Here is a 20,719-nt window from a genome sequence, read left to right on the forward strand (position 1 = left end):
CGGTCAGATCGCGAACTGGTCCGTGACCTGCTCGGCGGGACGCGGCGGGGGCGGCGGGGTGCCGTCGCCGAACGGGGTGCCGGGCAGGGTCTCGCGGCCGTGCGGGATGAGCCAGCCGGACAGCTCGGGGCCCTTGGGCACGATCCCGGTCGGATTGATGTCGGTGTGAACCATGTAGTAGTGCTGTTTGATCTGAGTGAAGTCGATGGTGTCGCCGAAACCCGGGGTCTGGAACAGATCGCGGGCGTAGGCCCACAGCACCGGCATCTCGGTCAGCTTGGTCCGATTGCATTTGAAATGCCCGTGGTAGACCGCATCGAAGCGGGCCAGCGTGGTGAACAGCCGCACATCGGCCTCGGTGATGGCCTCGCCGACCAGATAGCGCCGGTCGGACAGCCGCTCGGAAAGCCAGTCGAGGGCGGTGAACAGCCGGTCGTAGGCCGCATCGTAGGAATCCTGGTCACCGGCGAACCCGCACCGGTAGACGCCGTTGTTGACCTCGGTGTAGACGCGCCGGTTCACCTGGTCGATCTCGGCGCGCAGCGGTTCGGGATACAGCTGCGGCGCCCCCGGGCGGTGGTGCCGCACCCACTCGGTGGAGAAGTCGAGGGTGATCTGCGCGTAGTCGTTGGTGACGACCTGCCCGGTCGGCACGTCCACCACCGCGGGCACCGTGATACCGCGAGGATAGCCCGGGAAACGCGCCAGATACGCATCGCGCAGGAAGTGCACGCCCAGCACCGGGTCGACACCGCCGGGATCCAGATCGAAGGTCCAGCTGCGCTGGTCGTGCGTGGGACCGCACAACCCCAGCGAGAGCGCATCCTCGAGGCCCAGCAGCCGCCGCACGATCAACGTCCGATTCGCCCACGGACAGGCCCGCGCCGCGACCAGCCGATAACGTCCCGGCTCGACCGGATACCCGTCGCGGCCGTCGGCCGTGATGCGGGTGGTGATGTAGTTGGTGTCCCGCTCGTATGCGCCGGGCTCGATATAACCGGCCGTCTCGGAAGTGCCGCTCATACCCCGAGTCTGGCAGATCGCACCGGGTCCCTCTCCCCTTCGCCGCCTCGGCTGGCTAGATTCGGCCCATGAGTGAGCTCCCCGAACCCACCCGCCTGGACCGCACCGAAACGGACGCCGGGGCACAGCTGGCGACCATCACCATCGACCATCCGCCCCTGAATCTGTTCGACCAGGCCCTGCTGGACTCCCTGGCCGCGAATGTGGCCGAGCTGACCGCCGCGCCGCCGCGCGCCGTACTGCTGCGCGCGGAGGGCAAGGTCGTCTCCGGGGGCGTGGACGTGCACGTCTTCGAGGGGCTGTCGATCGAACAGGGCACCGAGCTGTGGGAGAACCTGTTCGGCCGCATCATCCATCCGATCGAGGCGCTGCCGTGCCCCGTGGTGTTCGCCGCGCACGGGCTGACCCTCACCGCCGCCTTCGAAATCGCCCTGGCCTGCGACATCATCCTCGCCGCGCCGAGGGCGAAATTCGGGCTGGTGGAGACGGTCGTCGGGCTGACGCCGTCCATGGGCGGGCCCCAGCGGCTGGCCGAACGCGCCGGTTCGGGCCGCGCCCGCGAATTCGTCATGACCGGTGACCTCTACGACGCGGCCACCATGGCCGACTGGGGTGTGGTCAACGCCGTGCACGAGGACGTGGACACCGCAGCTCGTGCCCTGGCAGCCCGGCTGGCCGACGGCCCGACCCGCGCACACGCGGCAACCAAGCAGATCATCGAGGCGTGGCGGTCCGGCGGTGTGGCGCACGCGGATTCGGTGACGCCGCGGGTCTCGGGCGAACTGTTCGCGACCGAGGATCTGCGCGGTGCGGTGCGCAGCTTCCTGGACGTCGGGCCGGGCAAGGCGAAATACTCCGGACGATGACGTCGGAGACACGTTTGCCGACAATCAACCCACGATTGTGAGCTGAGTCATATAGTCACAGGTGCCTGCCGGATACGAGGCACTCGGAGGGACGCATGCCACAGCTCGTCGAATATCCACAGACACGAAATCCGTGGTGTACCAACCCTCTTGCTCGCGGCGCCGACGGCGTTCTGCGATACGGCAACCTCAATCCGGCCCTCACCGAACTACTCGACGTCCAGGTACACGCGTTCTCCAACCGCGAGGCTGTGGTGGAGATAGGCGGTGCGAGCGGGCACGAGGTACGCCTGACCTACCGGCAGCTGTGGCACAGCGCGTCCAGGATCGCCGGCGGGTTGCAGGAGCACGGCATCGGCTACGGCGACCGTGTCGCGGTGCGCATGCCCGTGGGAGCGCGCTGGGTGCAAGCCTTCCTGGGTGCACTGCTGTCCGGCGCGGTGCCGGTGCTGGTGCCCGATCCGCTGCCCGATGCGCTTGCTGGCCAACTGCTCTCGGACAGTTCCGCGGATTTCGTCCTGGACGGTGGCGGGGCCGAGGCGCACTACGCGGATCTGCCCGACGGTGCGGCCTTCATCGACGACGGCGCGTCCCTGAGCGAGCTGGCCCTGCTGTGTTACACCAGCGGCGGGGTCCGCCCGGACGGTTCGCCCGCACACGGCGACCCCAAAGGGGTGGAGTTGACCAACGAGAATCTCCTCTCGGCGGTCCGTTCCATGGTGGGCGCACTCGATCTGCCCACCGACGGGCTGCGCAATCTGGTCCTGCTGCCCCTGGCCCACGCCAGCGGGTGTGTGGATCAGATGCTGCCGACCTTCGCGGTCGGCGGCACCGTCGTACTGTCTCCGGACCCGGCGTTGATCGCGGAAACCATTGTGGCCGAACGCATCGACGCGGTCTGCGCGACACCGCGCATCTTCGCCGGACTCCTGCCCGATCTGGCCGGACTGCACGCCGAGGCGGTGCGGCAGGTCTGCAGCGCCGGACATCGCGCTGAACTGGCCGCAACCGATCCCGGTACCTGCGAGGTCGTCGCCGCCGCACTGCGCGAGGTGTTCCCGCTGGCACGGCAATGGTCGGTCTGGGGCGCAACCGAGACCAGCGGGATCGGACTCGCGTTGGCCGACAGTGGCGAACCACACCGCCACGACCTGCTCGGACTTCCGTTCGGCGGAACGGAATTGGCCCTGTGGGGTCCGCGCGCCGAATCCGGTCACGGCGAGCTGCTGTGCCGCGGGCCGAATGTCGCCCCGCGCTACTGGAACGACCCCCAGACCACCGAATCCCGTTTCACCGGAAGTTGGTTCCACACCGGCAATCAGGTCGACATCGATGCGGACGGCCTCGTCCACCGCGCCGAATGATCACTCTCCGTCCGGCGCTCCGGCGTAGGTGCCGAAGCTCCAGATCACGCCCTCGGGATCACGGCAGGTGAACCCCCGGGAACCGTAATCCTCATCGCGCAGCCCGCGCATGATGATCGCTCCGGCTCGCTCCGCCCGGGTGTACAGCTCGTCGGGGTTGTCGACGACGACGTACACCGACCCGCTGGCGGTCGGCAGTTCGCTGTGCACCGAGTCCTCACGGACCGAGCCGAGCATGATGCCGCCACCGCCGGGCCAGCCGAGCTCCGCGTGCTGGACGACATCACCCTCGCCGTAACGGGCACGTTCGACGAAACCGAATGCACGGCAGAGGAATTCGATCGCCGCGGGGGCGTCCCGGTAGGTGAGGCACGGCCACACCGGGGTAGCGACGCGGGCGCTGATTTCACTGGTTGTGTCTGTCATGCCATCAGCCTTCCAACAGGTCGGGTACCGGGTCTTGGACGAATGGGAACACCTCGCACGCCAGCCACCGCGAGGGCGGCAGTCCGGCCAGTTCCCGCCATTCCCGCGCCATGTGCGCCTGGTCGTAGTAACCGGTCGCCGCGGCCACCTCGGCGAGGGTGGTGCCGGCGCGCGGCTCGGCGGCGGTAGCGCTAGCGGCTTCGGTGGCCACCGTGCGCAGCAGCCGGTGCGAGGACTCGAAGCGCGCCAGCCGCGCGGCATCCTTGGGGGTGATCCCGAACTCCGCGGCGAATCGGGCACCCAGATACCTTCTGCTCCAACCGATCTCCTCGGCCACCGCACCGACGCGGGCGCGCCCGGCCGAGCCGGTCAGCAACTGCCAGGCCCGCCGCAGCTCCGGTTCGATCGTGGCCTCACACATCAGCTCGAGCAGGATCCGGTCCAGAATCGAGAACCGGCGGGACCAGTGGGCGGTGGCCGCCATCCGCTCGCGCAACTCCGCGGCCCGTGGACCCAGCACGTCGCTCAGGTCGACCACCCACGATCCCAGATCGGCGGTCGGCACACCGAACAACACCCGCGCACCCAGCGGCGTCAACGCGAGCTGCACACCGTGCTGATATCCGTGATGCCCGATCAGGCACGGTCGCACGGTGAGCCCGCTTGCCAGCGCATCCCACCGGCCGCCGGACTGGGCGGGATGACAGCTGACGGGCAACTCGATCGGCTCATCGATCGTCACGATCACCGTCAGCGCCGTGGACGGCATCCCGATGTGCACGCCCGGCGGGAAACCACGCAGCCGATAGCCGACGTAATCCCCCAGATAGGGCCGCAGTCGCGGATCCGGTGCGGCCCGGGCCCCTTCGGAAACGCCGCCATCGGACGCGAACGCGGCACCCTCGGCTCGCAGCCGCGCCGAGAACTCGTCCACCAGCTCGCTCACGCTCGCGTCCCGCCGGAATCCGGCCCGGTCCGCCACCGATATCGCAGTCACGCGTCCACCCCCTGAACAGTTCTGTGTCCGTGCGGTGAGGACCTCCGGCCGCGGGCACCCACACCGCAGCCGAACCGATGCGGAGCAGGGAACTCACCGGTGAGCTCACTCACGCCTCCACAGTAGGCCGGACCACCGACAATTTTCGGTGACCACCGACCGACCGGCGTCATGCGGGCGAACCGGATTCGCCGGAACCGCGGCATCGTGGTCGTCCGCACTAGACTCGGCGCGGACGAGAGGGGTGACATGCCGATATTCAAGGCCGGGGTGGAGAAGGCGATCCGGGCCGTACTCGACAACGGCGCGCAGTTGCAGGCGCCCGCGGTCGCCAAGTACGTGGACCGTTTCCGGCGCGCACATCCCGAGGAATCCCCGGCACAGATCATCGGCCGGATCGAGACGCTGTATCTCACCACCGTCACCGGCAGCGGCACCGCCGTCGGCGCGACCGCCGCGGTACCCGCGGTCGGCACCCTCGCCGCGCTCGCGGCCGTCAGCGCGGAAACCACGTTCTTCCTGGAAGCCTCCGCGGTCTACACCCTCGCGGTCGCGGCCGTGCACGGCATCGCGCCCGACGACGCCGAACGCCGCCGCGCGCTGGTGCTGGCGGTCGTGCTCGGCGAGAGCGGGATGGAGATCGTGGAGAAGAACGTCGGCCGCTCGGCACAGAACTGGGCCAGCCTGCTGACCGAACGGATTCCGGGGATCCGCAGCCTCAACGACACGCTCATGCGGCGGTTCATCCTGCGCTTCCTGGCCAAGCGCAGCCCGTTGATGTTCGGCAAGGTACTGCCCGCCGGAATCGGCGCGGCGATCGGCGGATTCGGCAACCGGACGCTGGGTAAACAGACCATCGCCAACGCGCACCGGGCATACGGCCCGGCCCCGCTGGTCTGGCACACTCCGGTGGTGATCGACGCGGATCCCCTGCCTGCCCTGGACCAGCTGCGGGAGGAGCCGCAGTGACCGTCCCGCACCGCCCGACGACCCCGGCCCGCAGGAGCGAACGATGAACGCGGCACGACCGCTTGCCCTCGGCGTCAGCGGGCTGACCATGAAGTTCGACGGTGTCACGGTCCTGCGCGAGGTGAATTTCTCGGTGCCGGCCGGGACGACCGCCGCCCTGGTCGGACCGCCCGGAGCCGGGAAGTCGCTGCTCGTGCAGATCCTGCTGGGACAGTTGAAACCCTCGTCCGGAACCGCGTCGGTCGGCGGACCGGGCTCGGGCGTGCGCGGGAACCGGCCCATCGGCGCGGTGTTGCAGCCGCACGGGCTGCAGCCGGGGCGGACGGTGCGCGGGCAGTTGCTCGTCTATGCCGCGGCCGCGGGCGTCTCCGATGCCGAAGCGGACGGGATTCTCGCCCTGACCCGCCTGGATGCGGTCGCCGGGAACAAGGTGCAGACACTGCCGCCGAATATGACCACGCGGCTGGCGTTGGCGATCGCGCTGCTGGGCGACCCGCCGCTGCTGATCCTCGACGATCCGCTCACCGGACTCGACGGCCCCGAACGAGCCTGGCTGTTCGACCGCCTGCACCGGCACGCGCGCCGCGGTGGCACCGTGCTGCTGACCTCGCAGAGTCTGTCGGCGGTGTTGCCGGTCGCGGACAATCTGGTCGTGCTCAGCGCCGGATCGGTGGTGTATCAGGGCAGTCCGCGCTCGCTGCGCCGCAGCCACCCCGACCGCCTCGTGGTCGCCGCCTCGAGTCCGATCGCGCTGGCCACGATGCTGGCCGCGGAGGGCTTCACCGATACCGTCATGCGCTCGGACGGGCGGTTGGCGATCGCCGAGGCCGGTCGCGCCGAGATCGAGGCCGCCGCCGGTCGCGCGCGGGTGCGCCTGACCGAGATGATCGCTGAGCCCGTGCATCCGGACCGGGTGCTGACCGCTCTGACCAGGACCGCGCCGACACCGTACGGGATGCCGCAATGAATCTGACCATGCCCAGGCTGCCGAAGCTGCCTACCCTGTCGCAGATTCCGCTCCCCGTGCGCCGCGCTGCGTACTCGGAGATCCGCCGGGTGACCACGCAGCGTTCGGGGTGGCTGCTGCCGGCGTTCTGCGCGGCGATCGGCCTGGTCACCGGCCTGGTGAGCGCGGGAACCGGCAGCGGACCGCAGGACGGCGGGCAGATCGCCACCGGAACCGCCACGGTCGGGCTGTATCTGGCTGTGCTGGTGGCGGTCGTGGTTGCGGCGGTGAGCGGCGCATCGGCCACCGGTGCGGAATACCGTTACGAGAGCATGCCGCTGACAGCGCTGTTCGTCCCGGACCGCGACGTGCGGTTCGGGACGAAACTCGGTGTGGCAGCGTTGTATTCCCTGGTACTCGGACTGGCGGCGGAGATCGGCGCGGGCATCGGCCTCGCGATACTGGCGCATTCGGAGGTCCAGTTCGGCCTGCGGCTGACGGGTGCGCTGCTGGGCGGTCTGCTCGCGGCCGTCTGCTGGGGTGTGGCCGGCGCGAGTCTGGGTCTGCTGCTGCGCTCCACGGGCCTGGCCGTGACCGCCATGATCGGCTGGAGCCTGGTCGCCGAACCGCTGCTGTGGTTGATCGTCCGGGGAATCGGCATCGCCGGCATCGCGGTCCTGCTGCCCGATTCGGCCACCATCGGCGTGGCCGCCGTCGGTTCCTTCTCGCACAGCCCGTTCCTGGCTCCCGGTGCCGTGTCCGCCGTCGTGCTGATCATCTGGACGGCCGCCGTCGGCGCGCTGACCTGGTGGAAACTTCGCGAGCGCGACCTGTAGACCGCACCACTGCCTGGGGACCCGCCTCCGGCCGTCCCGGGCTCGCCCGGCCCTCGTTCCCGAGCTCGGTCGGCCGATCGCGCTGCACATACGCATCACCAGGGAAGGATTTGCGGGCGGGAAGGGTTGTCGGTTCCGGTCGGTACTGTCGGAGGCCGATGAGGAGCTCGGTAGAAAAGGGGGCGGGTGTGGTACGGAACCGCGAGGTCGGGTGGTTACGCCGGTTGTGGGCGGCATGCTGGGCGCGGCCCCGGTTGCTGTTCGCGGTAGTTCTCACGTTGGTGTTGGGGGCGGTGGCCGAGGCGGCGGTTCCGGTGGCGGCGAAGCAGGCGTTGGACAGCGCCCGGGTCGGCGATATGCGGGCCATCACCGGCGTCACGGGGGCTCTGGTGCTGTTGGCGATCGTGCGGTTCGGCACCGCGACCGGGCGGCGATGGCTGGCCGGTCGGCTGGCCCTGGACGTACAGCACGAGGTGCGGGTATCGCTGCTGACGGCACTGCACCGATACGACGGTCGCGGGCAGGACGGGCTGAGCACTGGGCAGGTGGTGTCCCGATCGATCTCGGATCTGCAACTGGTGCAGGGGTTCCTGGCGATGGCGCCGATGTCGGCGATGCAGCTGTTGCTCGCGGTGCTGGCCGCGATCGTGATGATCGTGCTGTCTCCGCCGTTGGCGCTGGTCTCGCTGCTGACCGTGCCCGCGCTCATGCTGGTGGTGTACCGGACCCGCCCGCGCCTGCACGCGGCCACCTGGTCGGCCCAGCAGCGCGCGGCCGATCTGGCGCAGCACGTCGAGGAGACGGTCACCGGCGTGCGGGTGGTCAAGGGGTTCGGCCAGGAGGCCCGCATGGTGGGCGTGCTCGAGGGGCATGCGCGCCGGCTGTTCGGCGAACGGATGCGCGCCGCGCGCATCGACTCCCGCTTCGCGCCCACCGTGGCGGCGATCCCGCAGATCGGCATGGTCGCGGTGATCGCGCTCGGCGGCATGCTCGCCCTGCACGGCACGATCGGCATCGGCACCTTCCTGGCCTTCGCCGCCTATGTCACGATGCTCGCGGGCAGCACCCGCGTGGTGGCGAGCGTCATCGTGATGGCGCAGCTCACCCGCGCGGCCGCGGAACGGGTCTTCGCCGTGATCGACGACGCACCCGACACCGTCGACGAGCCCGAGCCGCAGCCGCTGCCCGAGGGACCACTGGGCATCGAGATCGACTCCCTCACTTTCGGATTCGACGCCGACCGTCCGGTGCTGCACGATTTCGACCTGACCGTGCGTCCCGGCGAGACCGTCGCGATCATCGGGCCGGCCGGTTCGGGTAAATCCACCCTGGCGATGCTGCTGCCGCGCTTCTACCACCCCGATGCCGGGCAGATCATCCTGCACGGCACGAACGGCGGAACCGATGTGGAGCGGCTGCGGGCCGCCGATCTGCGCGCGGCGATCGGCGTCGTCTTCGACGAGCCGTTCCTGTATTCCGACACCGTCGCGGCCAACATCGCTCTCGGCCGTCCCGGTGCCACCACCGAGGAGATCCGCCGCGCCGCCGAACGCGCCGCGGCGCACGAGTTCATCACGGCCCTGCCCGCGGGCTACGACACCGTCGTCGGCGAGCGCGGCCTGACCCTGTCCGGCGGCCAGCGTCAACGCCTGGCCCTGGCCCGCGCCCTGCTGGCCGACCCGCGCATCCTGGTCCTCGACGACGCGACCTCCGCCGTCGACGCCGTCACCGAGGCGGCGATCTTCGACGGCCTCGCCGACGACACCGGCCGCACCACCGTCATCCTGGCCCACCGCGAATCCACCCTCGCCCACGCCGACCGCGTCATCCGCCTACCTGCGCCACCCCGCCACGAGATCACGAACCTCTGGCCGGATCCCGTCGAGACTGCCTCTGCCGCAACGAATTCCGGCAGCAGTACCCACCCGAGCGCGAACTCCTCCGCCGGCGACCCGGTCGCCGCGCTCCCGACGGCCACCGCAGATCAGCACATCGATCCCGCCGCGCCACAACAACTTCCGGCGCTCACCGGATCCACAGCGAGTCCGCCGATTTCAGCACCTGCCGGGTCCGTGGCAAATAATTCGCAACAGCTCTCGACAGTCGCGGATTCCGCAGTGAGCCGGTCGCGGCAGATCGAAGTGCCCGATGTCGACGTGCCCCCGGAGTTGCGTGACACGCTCGCACAGCTGCCCGCGGCGAACGAGCCACCCCGTATCGATCCGAGCGAGCACGAGCGTCCCGATCCGAACTTCCGGCTGCTGCGTCTGCTGCGGCCGGTGCGCTGGCTACTCGTTGCCGTGGTGGTTCTGCTGGCCCTGGACGGCGCCATCGGCGTGGCCTTCCCGATGCTGACCCGCTACGCCCTGGACCACGGCGTGGCCGCGCACAGCGGTGCGGCGCTGGTGGCCGCGGCGCTGGGCGCGCTGGTGCTGGCCCTGCTGAGCTGGCTGGACGAGTCGGTGGGCACGATGCTGTCCGCCCGCGGCGGCGAACGGATCCTCTACGGACTGCGCATTCGCAGCTACGCGCATCTGCAGCGGCTCGGGCTCGACTTCTACGAGCGCGAGCTGTCCGGCCGGATCATGACCAGGATGACCACCGACATCGATGCGATGTCGACCTTCCTGCAGACCGGCCTGAGTACCGCGCTGATCGGCATCGCCACCGTCGCCGGGGTCATGGTGGCGCTGGTGATCTGCGATGCCGGGCTCGCGCTGGTGGTCTTCGCGGCGCTGCCACCGCTGGCCGTCGCGACGCTGGTGTTCCGCAAGATCTCCGCCTCGGCGTATTCGGCCTCCCGCGAGCGCGTGGCCACGGTGAACGCGGACTTCCAGGAGAACATCGCCGGACTGCGCACCACCCAGGCGTACCGGTCCGAACCGCATGCGGCACTGCGATTCACCGACTACTCCGACGCGTACCGCACCGCCCGGATGCGGGCGCAGAAGGCGATCGCGGTGTATTTCGGCTTCATCGTCGCCTGGGCCGATCTGGCCCAGGCCGCGGTGGTGTACGTCGGCGCCCGCGATATCGCGCACGGGGTGAGCACCCCCGGCACGCTGGTCGCCTTCGTGCTGTACCTGAGCCTGCTGATCAACCCGATCGTGCAGCTGTCGCAGGTGTTCGACGGGTATCAGCAGGCCCGCGTCGGGCTCGGACGCATCGAAACACTCCTGCGCACACCGTCGTCCATCGCGCCCGACCCCGCCGAGCCGGTCCCGGCAGGCGCAGGCCGCGCCGCCGATGTGGTATTCGACACGGTGCACTTCCGATATCCGGGTGCGGCCTCCCCGGCCCTGGACGGCCTGCGCCTGCACATCCCGGCCGGCTCGAGCCTGGCGCTGGTCGGCGAGACCGGCGCGGGCAAGTCCACCATTGTGAAACTCCTCGCCCGCCTCTACGACCTGCCGCCCGCCGACGCCACCGACCGTCCCGGCCGGCCCGATCCCACGGGCCCGATCCTGGTCGACGGCGCGGACGTGCGCGACTACCGGCTGGCGGATTTCCGCGCCCGTCTGGGCGTGGTCCCACAGGAGGCGCACTTGTTCACCGGTGACATCGCCGCCAATATCGCCTTCGGCAAACCATCCGCTACTTCCGCGCAGATCGAGCGGGCCGCGGAAACCGTTGGCGCACTGGACATGATCGCGTCCATGCCGCAGGGCATGCGGCAACCGGTCGGTGAGGGCGGGCGCGGTCTGTCCGCCGGGCAGCGCCAGCTGATCGCGCTGGCCCGCGCCGAACTGGTCGATCCGGATCTGCTGCTGCTGGACGAGGCGACCGCCGTGCTGGATCCGGTCAGCGAGGAGAAGGTCCTGGCCGCCAGCGCCGCGATGACCGAAGGCCGCACCGCGGTGATCGTCGCGCACCGCCTCGCCACCGCGGCGCGGGCCGATCGGATCGCCGTCGTGGCCGCCGGGCGTATCGCGGAGATCGGCACCCATACCGAACTCGTCGCGGCGAATGGCATCTACAGCCGACTATGGGAAGCGGCAGGTGCCGATGAGGGAATATTCTCGATGTAGGACCAGTCGTCATCTGTAGAGGTCGGTCAGTCCGGCAGATTTCCTGGCAACGTTGATTCGCCAGCGGGGTGTGGAGGTCGGGACGGCCCGAAGGAGGCAGCTTGGGTAATCAGGCAGCGACCCGCGGGACCGCCGTGAAGCGCCGGTTCAGGGCTGGGCCTATCCTCAGAAAGGGCGCATCGGCGCGCATATAGCCGATACCCGTGCCGAGCACGTCACAAACGTCGCAGCGCGAAGAACGAAATGAGGCGAACACCTGCTGTGAGCAGCTCAACATCCCAGTTCGGACAGAACCAGTGGCTCGTCGACGAGATGTACCAGAAGTACAAGCAAGACCCGTCGTCAGTCGATGAGAGCTGGCACGAGTTCCTCGCCGACTACACGCCGGAGAGTCCGTCCGACAACGGTGCCAGCAACGCTGCCGCCCCGACTGCCGCCGCCACCGCGACCACAGCCGCGGCCCCCGTCCCCGCTCCCGCTGCGAACCCGACCCCCCAGGTCGCGCCCGCCCCGGCCGCCACCCCCGCCGCGGCACCGAACCCGGTCGCACCGAAGGTCGCCGTCGCGACCTCCGCCGCCGCCGCCCCGCCGCAGGCGCGCACCCCGCAGACCACCCCGGCCCCGGCTTCCAACGCCGCCACCACCTCCGGTGCGCCGAAGACCGCCGAGTCGGCCGACGCCTCGCAGGTGCTGCGCGGTCCCGCCGCCGCAATCGTCAAGAACATGTCGGCCTCGCTGACCATCCCGACCGCGACCAGCGTGCGCGCCATCCCGGCCAAGCTGATGGTCGACAACCGCCTGGTGATCAACAACCACCTGGCCCGCACCCGCGGTGGCAAGATCTCCTTCACCCACCTGCTGGGTTATGCGATCGTGCAGGGCGTCAAGGCCTTCCCGAACATGAACCGGCACTTCGCCGAGGTCGACGGGAAGCCCAATTCGGTCACCCCGGCGCACACCAACCTCGGCCTGGCCATCGACCTTCCGGGCAAGAACGGCTCGCGCACCCTCGTCGTGGCGGCCATCAAGAACTGCGAGACGATGAACTTCGCGCAGTTCCACAACGCGTACGAGGACATCGTGCGCCGGGCCCGCGACGGCAAGCTCACCACCGACGACTTCACCGGCGTCACCATCTCGCTGACCAACCCGGGCACCATAGGCACCGTGCACTCGGTGCCACGGCTTATGCCGGGGCAGGGCGCGATCATCGGTGCGGGCGCGATGGAGTACCCGGCCGAGTTCCAGGGCATGAGTGATCAGCAGCTCGCCGAGATGGGCATCGGCAAGCTGATGACCCTGACCTCGACCTACGATCACCGCATCATCCAGGGCGCGGAGTCCGGCGACTTCCTGCGCACCGTGCACAACCTGCTGATCTCCGACGAGTTCTTCGACGAGATCTTCCACGGCATGGGTGTGCCGTACGAGCCGGTCCGCTGGCGCAAGGACATCAAAGAGCGCGGCGTCGACAAGAGCGTGCGCGTGCAGGAGCTCATCGCCGCCTACCGCAACCGCGGTCACCTGATGGCCGACACCGACCCGCTGCGGCTGGTGAAGGACAAGTTCCGCAGCCACTCCGACCTAGATGTCACCCAGCACGGGCTGACCCTGTGGGATCTGGACCGCGAATTCAACGTCGCGGGCTTCCACGGCCAGGACCGGATGAAGCTACGCGACGTGCTCTCGGTGCTACGCGACGCGTACTGCCGCCACGTCGGCGTGGAGTACACCCACATCCTGGAAACCGAACAGCTGCAATGGATTCAGCAGCGGGTCGAGCAGAAGCACGAGAAGCCGACCGTCGCTCAGCAGAAGTACATCCTGTCCCGGCTGAACGCAGCCGAGGCGTTCGAGACCTTCCTGCAGACCAAGTACGTCGGCCAGAAGCGGTTCTCGCTGGAGGGCGCCGAGTCCACCATCCCGATGATGGACGCGGTCATCGACCAGTGCGCCGAGCACGGCCTGGACGAGGTCGTCATCGGTATGCCGCACCGCGGCCGGTTGAACGTGCTGGCCAACATCGTCGGCAAGCCGTACTCGCAGATCTTCACCGAGTTCGAGGGCAACATGAACCCGGCCGCCACCCATGGCTCGGGCGATGTGAAGTACCACCTCGGCGCGCACGGCACCTACATCCAGATGTTCGGCGACAACGACATCGAGGTCTCGCTGACGGCCAACCCGTCGCACCTCGAGGCCGTCGACCCGGTGCTCGAGGGTCTGGTTCGCGCCAAGCAGGACCTGCTCACCAAGGAGGACCTGGTCACCAAGGGCGAGGAGGCGCGCACCTTCTCGGTCGTGCCGCTGATGCTGCACGGTGACGCCGCCTTCGCCGGTCAGGGCGTGGTCGCGGAGACGCTGAACATGTCCGGCCTGCGCGGTTACCGCGTCGGCGGCACGGTGCACATCGTGGTCAACAACCAGATCGGTTTCACCACCGCGCCGGAGAACAGCCGCTCGACCGAGTACTCGACCGATATCGCCAAGTCGATCGGCGCGCCGATCTTCCACGTCAACGGCGACGATCCCGAGGCCTGCACCTGGGTCTCCCGACTGGCCACCGACTTCCGCGAGAAGTTCCACAAGGACGTGGTCATCGACCTGATCTGCTACCGCCGTCGCGGCCACAACGAGGGCGACGACCCGTCGATGACCCAGCCGTACATGTACGACGTCATCGACACCAAGCGCAGCGTCCGCAAGTCCTACACCGAAGCGCTGATCGGCCGCGGCGACATCTCGATGAAAGAGGCCGAGGACGCCCTACGCGACTTCCAGGGCCAGCTCGAGCGGGTCTTCAACGAGGTGCGCGAACTGGAGAAGTATCCGCCGGAGCCGAGCGAATCGGTCGAGGAGGAGCAGGTTCCCGGCACCGTCGTCACGGCGGTCGACAAGACCGTGCTGCAGCGCATCGGTGACGCCTTCCTCAACGTGCCCGAGGGCTTCAACGTGCACCCGCGCGTCAAGCCGGTGCTGGAGCGTCGTCGTGAGATGTCCTACGAGGGCAAGGTCGACTGGGCGTTCGCCGAGTTGCTGGCCTTCGGCACGCTGATCGACGAGGGCCGCGCGGTGCGCCTGACCGGTCAGGACTCCCGCCGCGGCACGTTCACCCAGCGCCATTCGGTGGTCATCGACCGCAAGTCCGGCGCGGAGTACACCCCGCTGCACAACATCGGCAGTGCGAACCCGGGCTGGTTCGCGGTGCACGACTCCGCACTGTCGGAGTACGCCGCGGTCGGCTTCGAATACGGCTACTCGCTGGGCAACCCGGACGCGCTGGTGCTGTGGGAGGCGCAGTTCGGCGACTTCGTCAACGGCGCGCAGTCGATCATCGACGAGTTCATCTCCTCCGGTGAGGCCAAGTGGGGCCAGCTCTCGGAGGTCGTGCTGCTGCTGCCGCACGGTCACGAGGGTCAGGGTCCGGACCACACCTCCGGCCGCATCGAGCGGTTCCTGCAGCTGTGCGCGGAGGGTTCGATGACGGTGGCGGTGCCCTCCACCCCGTCGAACTACTTCCACCTGCTGCGCCGCCACGCGCTGGACGGCATCCGCCGCCCGCTGATCGTCTTCACCCCGAAGTCGATGCTGCGCAACAAGGCCGTGGTCTCCAACATCGAGGACTTCACGGACAACAAGTTCCGCTCGGTGCTCGAGGAGCCCACCTACGAGAGCGGCGACGGCGACCGCGCCAAGGTCAAGCGCATCCTGCTGACCAGCGGCAAGCTCTACCACGAGCTGGTCGCGGAGAAGGCCAAGAAGGGCCGCGAGGACGTCGCCATCGTGCGTATCGAGCAGCTGTACCCGATCCCGTCCTACCGGCTCAACGACAAGCTCTCGACCTACCCGAACGCGACCGATATCGCGTGGGTGCAGGAGGAGCCGGCCAACCAGGGCGCCTGGCCGTTCTTCGGGCTGAACCTGCCGGAGATCCTGCCGGACCGGTTCACCAAGCTGCGCCGCATCTCGCGTCGTGCCATGTCGGCCCCGTCCTCGGGTTCGTCGAAGGTGCACGCGGTCGAGCAGGCCGAGATCGTCGCGGAGGCGTTCTCGCCGACGGCCTAGCCGCAAAGCCCTACGGCTCAACCGAACAATCCCGACCACTGCGCCGGGCCGGAATCGCTCCTTCCGAGCGGCTCCGGCCCGGCGCAGTCGTTCGTCCGCAGCCTGCACACCGACGGGGCCGGATCTCTTTGCTGTGACGGTGATCATCTACCTTGCCGCATCCATGTTCCGCATCGTATATTCGGCGTGGAATATTTCTCAGGGGCTACAGAGGAGTGATCACGATGACCAAGCAGTCGGGTGCCACGTTGACGCCACTGGCGATCGCGGTGCTCGCGCTGCTGGAGGAGCGGCCGATGCATCCGTACGAGATGTATCAACTACTGCTGCAACGCCGCGAGGACTATCTGCTCAAGGTCCGGCCCGGCTCGCTGTATCACTCGGTCACCCGGCTGGCCGAGCAGGATCTCGTGCACGCCGAAGGCACCGACCGCGCCGGGAACCGGCCCGAGCGCACCACCTACCGAATCACTCGATCCGGCAGCGCCGCCCTGCGCGCCCGGATCACCGACATCATCCGCACGCCCATCCGCGAATATCCGATCTTCCCGCTGGCGATGTCCGAGGCGCACAACATGCCCGCGCAGGAGGTGATCGGACTGGTCACCGAGCGCATCGGCCTGTTGGACAACGACCTCACCGAACTCGACGCGGTCCACGAATGGGTCACGACGAACCGGGTACCGCGCCGGTACTGGATGGTGATCGAATACATCCGCGCGCAGACCGATGCCGAGATCACCTGGCTGCGCCGCATCGTCGCCGAACTGCGCGACGGCACCCTCGAATGGGAGCAGTTCACTCCCGCGGGCGAGCGGATCGCTACCTGCGAGACCGACAAGGATCTGGGTCCCGGCTGGGGCGCGGCCGTCACCGAGGACGTGCTCGCTCAGTTGCGGAAGGGCGGTGCGATCCCTGCCGACCAATGAGGCGCGCCCCGCGCGGCGCGCGAACTGCACTCGACATTTCACCGATCGTTCGCAGCGATCGTCCCCTGCTGGATAGGACGCAACCATGACCACCCAACGCAGTCCATGGCTGGCGCTCTACGCGCTGGTCGTGGGATTCTTCATGATTCTGCTGGATATGACCATCGTCGCGGTGGCCAATCCGACCATCATGCACGACCTGAACACCGACATCACCAAGGTCATCTGGGTGACCAGCGCGTATCTGCTCACCTACGCGGTGCCGCTGCTGGTGACCGGGCGACTCGGCGATCGCTTCGGCCCCAAGAACATCTACCTGATCGGCTTGACGGTGTTCACCCTCGCCTCGCTGTGGTGCGGCCTGTCCGGCGGCATCGAGATGCTGATCGCGGCGCGCGCGGTGCAGGGTCTGGGCGCGGCGCTGATGACCCCGCAGACCATGGCCGTGATCACCCGCACGTTCGCGCCGGACAAGCGTGGTGCGGCGATGGGCCTGTGGGGCGGCGTCGCCGGTCTTGCCACCCTGGTCGGCCCGATCCTGGGTGGCGTGCTGGTCGACCAGTTGAGCTGGAACTGGATCTTCTACATCAACGTCCCGATCGGCATCGTGGCCTTCGCGCTGGCGGTATGGCTGGTGCCGTCGCTGCCGCGGCACGAGCACAAGTTCGATCTGGTCGGCGTCGCGCTCTCGGCTATCGGAATCTTCCTGCTGGTCTTCGGAATTCAGGAGGGCAACACCCGGAACTGGGACGCCTGGATCTGGACGATGATCATCGCCGGTGCGGTGGTGCTGGTCCTGTTCGTGATCAATCAGGCACTCAACAAGGGTGAGCCGCTGGTGCCGATGAGCCTGTTCCGCGACCGGAACTTCGCGTTGTCGAGCGTGGCGATCGCGGCGATGGGTGCGGCGATCACCGCCCTGATGGTGCCCGCCTACTTCTATCTCGAAGCGGTGCGGGAGTATTCGCCGACCCGGGCGGCGCTGGTCTTCGCGCCGATGGCGATCGTCACCGGTTTGACCGCGCCGTTCATCGGCAAGATCTCCGACCGGATGCCGCCGCGGATCATTCCCACCATCGGTTTCGCGCTGTTCGCGGCGTCGATCTTCGGATTCGCGACGTTGATGAAGCCGGACAGCTCGATCGTGCTGTTCATCGTGATCGGCGGTGTCGCCGGTCTGTCCAACTCCTGCATCTGGGCTCCGCTGGCCTCGACCGCGACGCACGACCTGCCGATGGAACTGGCCGGCGCCGGCGCCGGTGTGTACAACACGACCCGGCAGATCGGCTCGGTTCTGGGCAGTGCGGTGATCGCCGCTCTGGTCTCCAACCGGATGGCCGCCCAGCATCTCGGCGGCGGTCAGTTCTCCGAGGGTTCGGGCCCAGCGAAGCTCCCGGCGTTCATCTTGCACCCGTTCAGCACCGCGCTGAGCCAGTCGATGTATCTGCCCGCCGCCATCCTGCTCATCGGCGTCGTGGCCTCGGCCCTGTTCACGGGCAAGCACAAAGCACCCGCACCCGGCGCCGCCGAGACCGACGCGACCACAGAGCTGCCGGTCGACGAGGAACCGAACGCGGTCGCCACGCCTGCACGATTCGCCCCGGTCGATCGGGCGGGCGCCGGTCAGCTCGCCACCTCGGCCATGGGCGGCGAACAACCGCTGTCGGTGCATGTGCACCGGGAGGATGGGCGTCCGGTGGCGGGCGCGGCGCTGACGCTGATCGATCAACGCGGACAGCAGGTCGCCCGCGCCACCGGTGGCGACAACGGTGTCTACCGCATCGCGGCGCCGGTTGCTGGGCAGTACGTGCTGATCGCGGCGGCGAGCGGGCATCAGCCTGCCGCGGTCACCGTCGTCACCGGTGACCGCAACGGACCGTGGGAGCTGACCCTGAGCGGTAACGGTGAGCTGTCGGGTGTGGTCACCACCAGCGACGGGCATCCGCTGGCCGGGGTCACGATCACCCTGACCGATTCGCGCGGTGAGGTCGCCACGGCTGGGGTGACCGGCGGCGACGGCGCCTACGCCTGCCAGGGCACGATCGCGGGGACCTACACCCTGGTCGCGGTGGCCGAGGGCCGGCAGCCGCACGCCATCACCCTGACCATTCCGGAGTCGGGCACGCTGCGCTACGACATCGAACTGTCGTCGACAGGGGTACTCACCGGCCGGGCCCGGACGGATTCGGACGTGGTCGCCGATGCCCAGGTGTCGGTACTGGATTCGACCGGTCGGGTGGTGGGCTCGGTGTTCACCGATGCCCAGGGCAACTACCGCATCGAGGATCTGCCCGCAGGCGACTACACCGTGGTGGCGCGTGGATATCCGGCGGTCAGCAGTCGGGTGTGGATCGACGGAGCGAACCTCACCCACGATGTGAATCTCGGGTACGAGCCCGCCCCCGAGCCCCGTTCCGCCGAGTACAGCAACGCCATCAGCTACAACGGCGCGGATCGGTCGTGAGCCGCGGTGGCATGGCCCGCCACGGCACGCCGGGCCATGCCACCCGAACTCAGCCCACCCGAACGGTGACCGACGGATAGCCGGTGGCGCCATCCGGAACGACGTCCTGCACCACGGCGGTCTGTACCTGGCCGGTGCCGTCGGTGGCGCGGGCGCGCAGGGTATGCGTGCCTGCGGTCGGGGTCCAGTCGTAGACCCACTGTCGCCAGGTGTCGATGGTCGGTTCGGCGGCCAGGCGGGCGGATTGCCAAGGGCCGTCGTCGATCTGGACCTCGACGGCGTTGATGCCGCGGTGCTGGGCCCAGGCGACGCCCGCGACCGAGATCCGGTTTCCGCCCACCGACGCACCGTCCTTGGGGGTGTCGATGCGGGTGCCGGTCTTGATCGGGCCGCGTTCGGACCAGCCGCGTTGGGTCCAATATGCCTGGGCGCGATCGAATCTCGTGATCTCGATATCGGTCACCCATTTGGTCGCCGAGACATAGCCGTACAGACCGGGCACGACCAGCCGCACCGGGTAGCCGTGTTCGATGGGCAGCGGTTCGCCGTTCATCCCGATGGCCAGCATGGCGTCGCGGCCGTCGGTGAGGGTGGCCAGCGGACTGCCCGCGGTGAATCCGTCGACGCTGCGGGAGAGCACCATATCGGCGTCGGGATGGGGTCCGGCCTCGGCGAGCAGATCGGCCAGGGAGTAGCCGAGCCACCGGGCGTTGCCCACCAGGTCGCCCCCTACCGGATTCGAGACGCAGGTCAACGTCACCAGACGTTCGATCGGGCGGCGCGCCTTCAAATCGGCGTAGCCGAGCCGGATTTCGCGATCGACCATGCCGTGCACGCGCAGTGTCCAGGTCTCGGTACTGACCTGCGGGACGGTGAGCGCGGTATCGATCCGGTAGAAGTTGCGGTTGGCGGTGAGGTACGGGGTCAGGCCGGGAATCCGCAGATCGGCCGCGGGATCGATGGGCGGCTCCGGCGAGGGCGCGACCGGCAGCTGCACCGTGGCACGCTCGGCGGAGACACTGTGCAGCTTGGATCCGATGAACCTGCCCGCCACCCCGGCCGCCGCGGCCAGCGCTCCGACGCCGACGAGCGCGCGCATCAGACCTCGTCGATCGATCTCGGCGGACGAACCGGAAGTCATTGCCCCAGAGCCAACCTCGTCCCCCGCGGTCGCCGGACCGGAAGCTGCCGACGCACTCCGCGCCGCCTCGGTCGCCCCTTCGGGTGAAGCGGAAACCGCTGCACCCGAAGCGATCTCGCCCTCCCGGTCCGCCACCTTCGACTCGTACGCCTCGATCCGCCGAGTCAGCCCTCGCAACACCACGATCGCCAGACCGACTCCGATCACCGAGGGCAGTGCCCACGTCCAGGACGCCCCCGGTCTGGTGACCGCGATACCGGCCGCCGCCAGCCCGAAAACGGCGAACAGCACGGAACCGGCCGGGCGACGCGATTGTTCGATTCGCCCGGCGAAGGCCGCCACGATGACCGCGACGGCCGCCATCAGGATGAACAGCACCAGCTTGTCGTTGGTCCCGACGAGGCCGATCACCCATTCGCGCACACTGTCGGGGGTGTGATCCACCACGGTTCCGCCCAGTGCGGTCAGTGGCGCACTACCCGATCCGATCGGGGCGGCCACCAGCTCCGCCGCGCCCAGGGCGAACCCTGCGGTGAGGATGCCGGCGGCCGTGCGCAATCCCGATCCGGCGGCTGCGGGATCGGACCCGGGCCGGGTATCGCCGCGCTGCGTCCCGCCGGTGTCCGAAGCGGTTCCGCGCGTGCCCGAAGAGCTCATATCGTGAG

At 68.8% G+C, this 20,719-nt stretch carries 13 protein-coding genes; 9 read left to right on the forward strand and 4 right to left on the reverse strand.

Features of this window, described 5'->3' with window-relative positions; genetic code table 11:
- Window positions 1-3: 3 nt before the first annotated feature.
- The gene (locus tag ON40_RS26845; protein ID WP_040827396.1) at window positions 4-1,023 is read right to left on the reverse strand and encodes a glutathione S-transferase family protein; all 1,020 of its coding nucleotides are present in this window, start codon (window positions 1,021-1,023) and stop codon (window positions 4-6) included.
- 68 nt (window positions 1,024-1,091) lie between these two features.
- Between ON40_RS26845 and ON40_RS26850 the strand changes: the two genes are divergently transcribed.
- Window positions 1,092-1,889, forward strand: a complete 798-nt coding sequence (locus tag ON40_RS26850; protein ID WP_040827398.1) for an enoyl-CoA hydratase/isomerase family protein — start codon at window positions 1,092-1,094, stop codon at window positions 1,887-1,889.
- Between the two features lie 95 nt (window positions 1,890-1,984).
- The gene (locus tag ON40_RS26855) at window positions 1,985-3,253 is read left to right on the forward strand and encodes a class I adenylate-forming enzyme family protein (protein WP_040827401.1); all 1,269 of its coding nucleotides are present in this window, start codon (window positions 1,985-1,987) and stop codon (window positions 3,251-3,253) included.
- Here the strand turns inward: ON40_RS26855 and ON40_RS26860 are convergent, their stop codons facing one another.
- Both ON40_RS26860 and ON40_RS26865 read right to left on the reverse strand, forming a co-directional pair.
- Window positions 3,254-3,679, reverse strand: a complete 426-nt coding sequence (locus ON40_RS26860) for a VOC family protein (protein ID WP_051193586.1) — start codon at window positions 3,677-3,679, stop codon at window positions 3,254-3,256.
- A 4-nt stretch (window positions 3,680-3,683) separates the two neighbouring features.
- Entirely contained in the window at window positions 3,684-4,592 is a 909-nt protein-coding gene (locus tag ON40_RS26865; protein WP_040827543.1) for a helix-turn-helix domain-containing protein, read from the reverse strand.
- 333 nt (window positions 4,593-4,925) lie between these two features.
- Between ON40_RS26865 and ON40_RS26870 the strand changes: the two genes are divergently transcribed.
- From ON40_RS26870 to ON40_RS56140, 7 genes are all read left to right on the forward strand, one after another.
- On the forward strand, window positions 4,926-5,645 hold the full coding sequence (locus ON40_RS26870; RefSeq protein ID WP_040827545.1) for a hypothetical protein: 720 nt from the start codon (window positions 4,926-4,928) through the stop codon (window positions 5,643-5,645).
- Window positions 5,646-5,688: 43 nt separating this feature from the next.
- On the forward strand, window positions 5,689-6,612 hold the full coding sequence (locus ON40_RS26875; RefSeq protein WP_040827403.1) for an ABC transporter ATP-binding protein: 924 nt from the start codon (window positions 5,689-5,691) through the stop codon (window positions 6,610-6,612).
- Entirely contained in the window at window positions 6,609-7,427 is an 819-nt protein-coding gene (locus tag ON40_RS26880; protein ID WP_051193587.1) for a hypothetical protein, read from the forward strand. The genes ON40_RS26875 and ON40_RS26880 overlap by 4 nt, the downstream gene beginning before the upstream one ends.
- A gap of 158 nt (window positions 7,428-7,585) precedes the next feature.
- On the forward strand, window positions 7,586-11,455 hold the full coding sequence (locus ON40_RS26885) for an ABC transporter ATP-binding protein (protein ID WP_051193588.1): 3,870 nt from the start codon (window positions 7,586-7,588) through the stop codon (window positions 11,453-11,455).
- Between the two features lie 243 nt (window positions 11,456-11,698).
- Entirely contained in the window at window positions 11,699-15,520 is a 3,822-nt protein-coding gene (locus tag ON40_RS26890) for a multifunctional oxoglutarate decarboxylase/oxoglutarate dehydrogenase thiamine pyrophosphate-binding subunit/dihydrolipoyllysine-residue succinyltransferase subunit (RefSeq protein WP_169541909.1), read from the forward strand.
- Between the two features lie 224 nt (window positions 15,521-15,744).
- The gene (locus ON40_RS26895) at window positions 15,745-16,449 is read left to right on the forward strand and encodes a PadR family transcriptional regulator (protein ID WP_040827553.1); all 705 of its coding nucleotides are present in this window, start codon (window positions 15,745-15,747) and stop codon (window positions 16,447-16,449) included.
- Between the two features lie 85 nt (window positions 16,450-16,534).
- Complete coding sequence (locus tag ON40_RS56140; RefSeq protein WP_083895950.1) at window positions 16,535-18,913, forward strand: DHA2 family efflux MFS transporter permease subunit; 2,379 nt, start codon at window positions 16,535-16,537, stop codon at window positions 18,911-18,913.
- A 49-nt stretch (window positions 18,914-18,962) separates the two neighbouring features.
- On the opposite strand, the gene ON40_RS26905 is transcribed toward ON40_RS56140, so the two are convergent.
- A complete protein-coding gene (locus tag ON40_RS26905; RefSeq protein ID WP_083895964.1) occupies window positions 18,963-20,711 on the reverse strand; it encodes a molybdopterin-dependent oxidoreductase in 1,749 nt (582 codons plus the stop codon).
- Window positions 20,712-20,719 lie beyond the last annotated feature (8 nt).

The sequence above is a fragment of the Nocardia jiangxiensis NBRC 101359 genome (genome assembly GCF_000308615.1).
Lineage (GTDB): Bacteria > Actinomycetota > Actinomycetes > Mycobacteriales > Mycobacteriaceae > Nocardia > Nocardia jiangxiensis.

Bases quoted from the DNA above. Each gene is read 5' to 3' on its own strand.
- ON40_RS26895 (WP_040827553.1), top strand. From the start codon at position 15,745: ATGACCAAGCAGTCGGGTGCCACGTTGACGCCACTGGCGATCGCGGTG.
- ON40_RS56140 (WP_083895950.1), top strand. From the start codon at position 16,535: ATGACCACCCAACGCAGTCCATGGCTGGCGCTCTACGCGCTGGTCGTG.
- ON40_RS26850 (WP_040827398.1), top strand. From the start codon at position 1,092: ATGAGTGAGCTCCCCGAACCCACCCGCCTGGACCGCACCGAAACGGAC.
- ON40_RS26880 (WP_051193587.1), top strand. From the start codon at position 6,609: ATGAATCTGACCATGCCCAGGCTGCCGAAGCTGCCTACCCTGTCGCAG.
- ON40_RS26845 (WP_040827396.1), bottom strand. From the start codon at position 1,023: ATGAGCGGCACTTCCGAGACGGCCGGTTATATCGAGCCCGGCGCATAC.
- ON40_RS26905 (WP_083895964.1), bottom strand. From the start codon at position 20,711: ATGAGCTCTTCGGGCACGCGCGGAACCGCTTCGGACACCGGCGGGACG.
- ON40_RS26875 (WP_040827403.1), top strand. From the start codon at position 5,689: ATGAACGCGGCACGACCGCTTGCCCTCGGCGTCAGCGGGCTGACCATG.
- ON40_RS26870 (WP_040827545.1), top strand. From the start codon at position 4,926: ATGCCGATATTCAAGGCCGGGGTGGAGAAGGCGATCCGGGCCGTACTC.
- ON40_RS26860 (WP_051193586.1), bottom strand. From the start codon at position 3,679: ATGACAGACACAACCAGTGAAATCAGCGCCCGCGTCGCTACCCCGGTG.
- ON40_RS26890 (WP_169541909.1), top strand. From the start codon at position 11,699: ATGAGGCGAACACCTGCTGTGAGCAGCTCAACATCCCAGTTCGGACAG.
- ON40_RS26855 (WP_040827401.1), top strand. From the start codon at position 1,985: ATGCCACAGCTCGTCGAATATCCACAGACACGAAATCCGTGGTGTACC.
- ON40_RS26885 (WP_051193588.1), top strand. From the start codon at position 7,586: ATGAGGAGCTCGGTAGAAAAGGGGGCGGGTGTGGTACGGAACCGCGAG.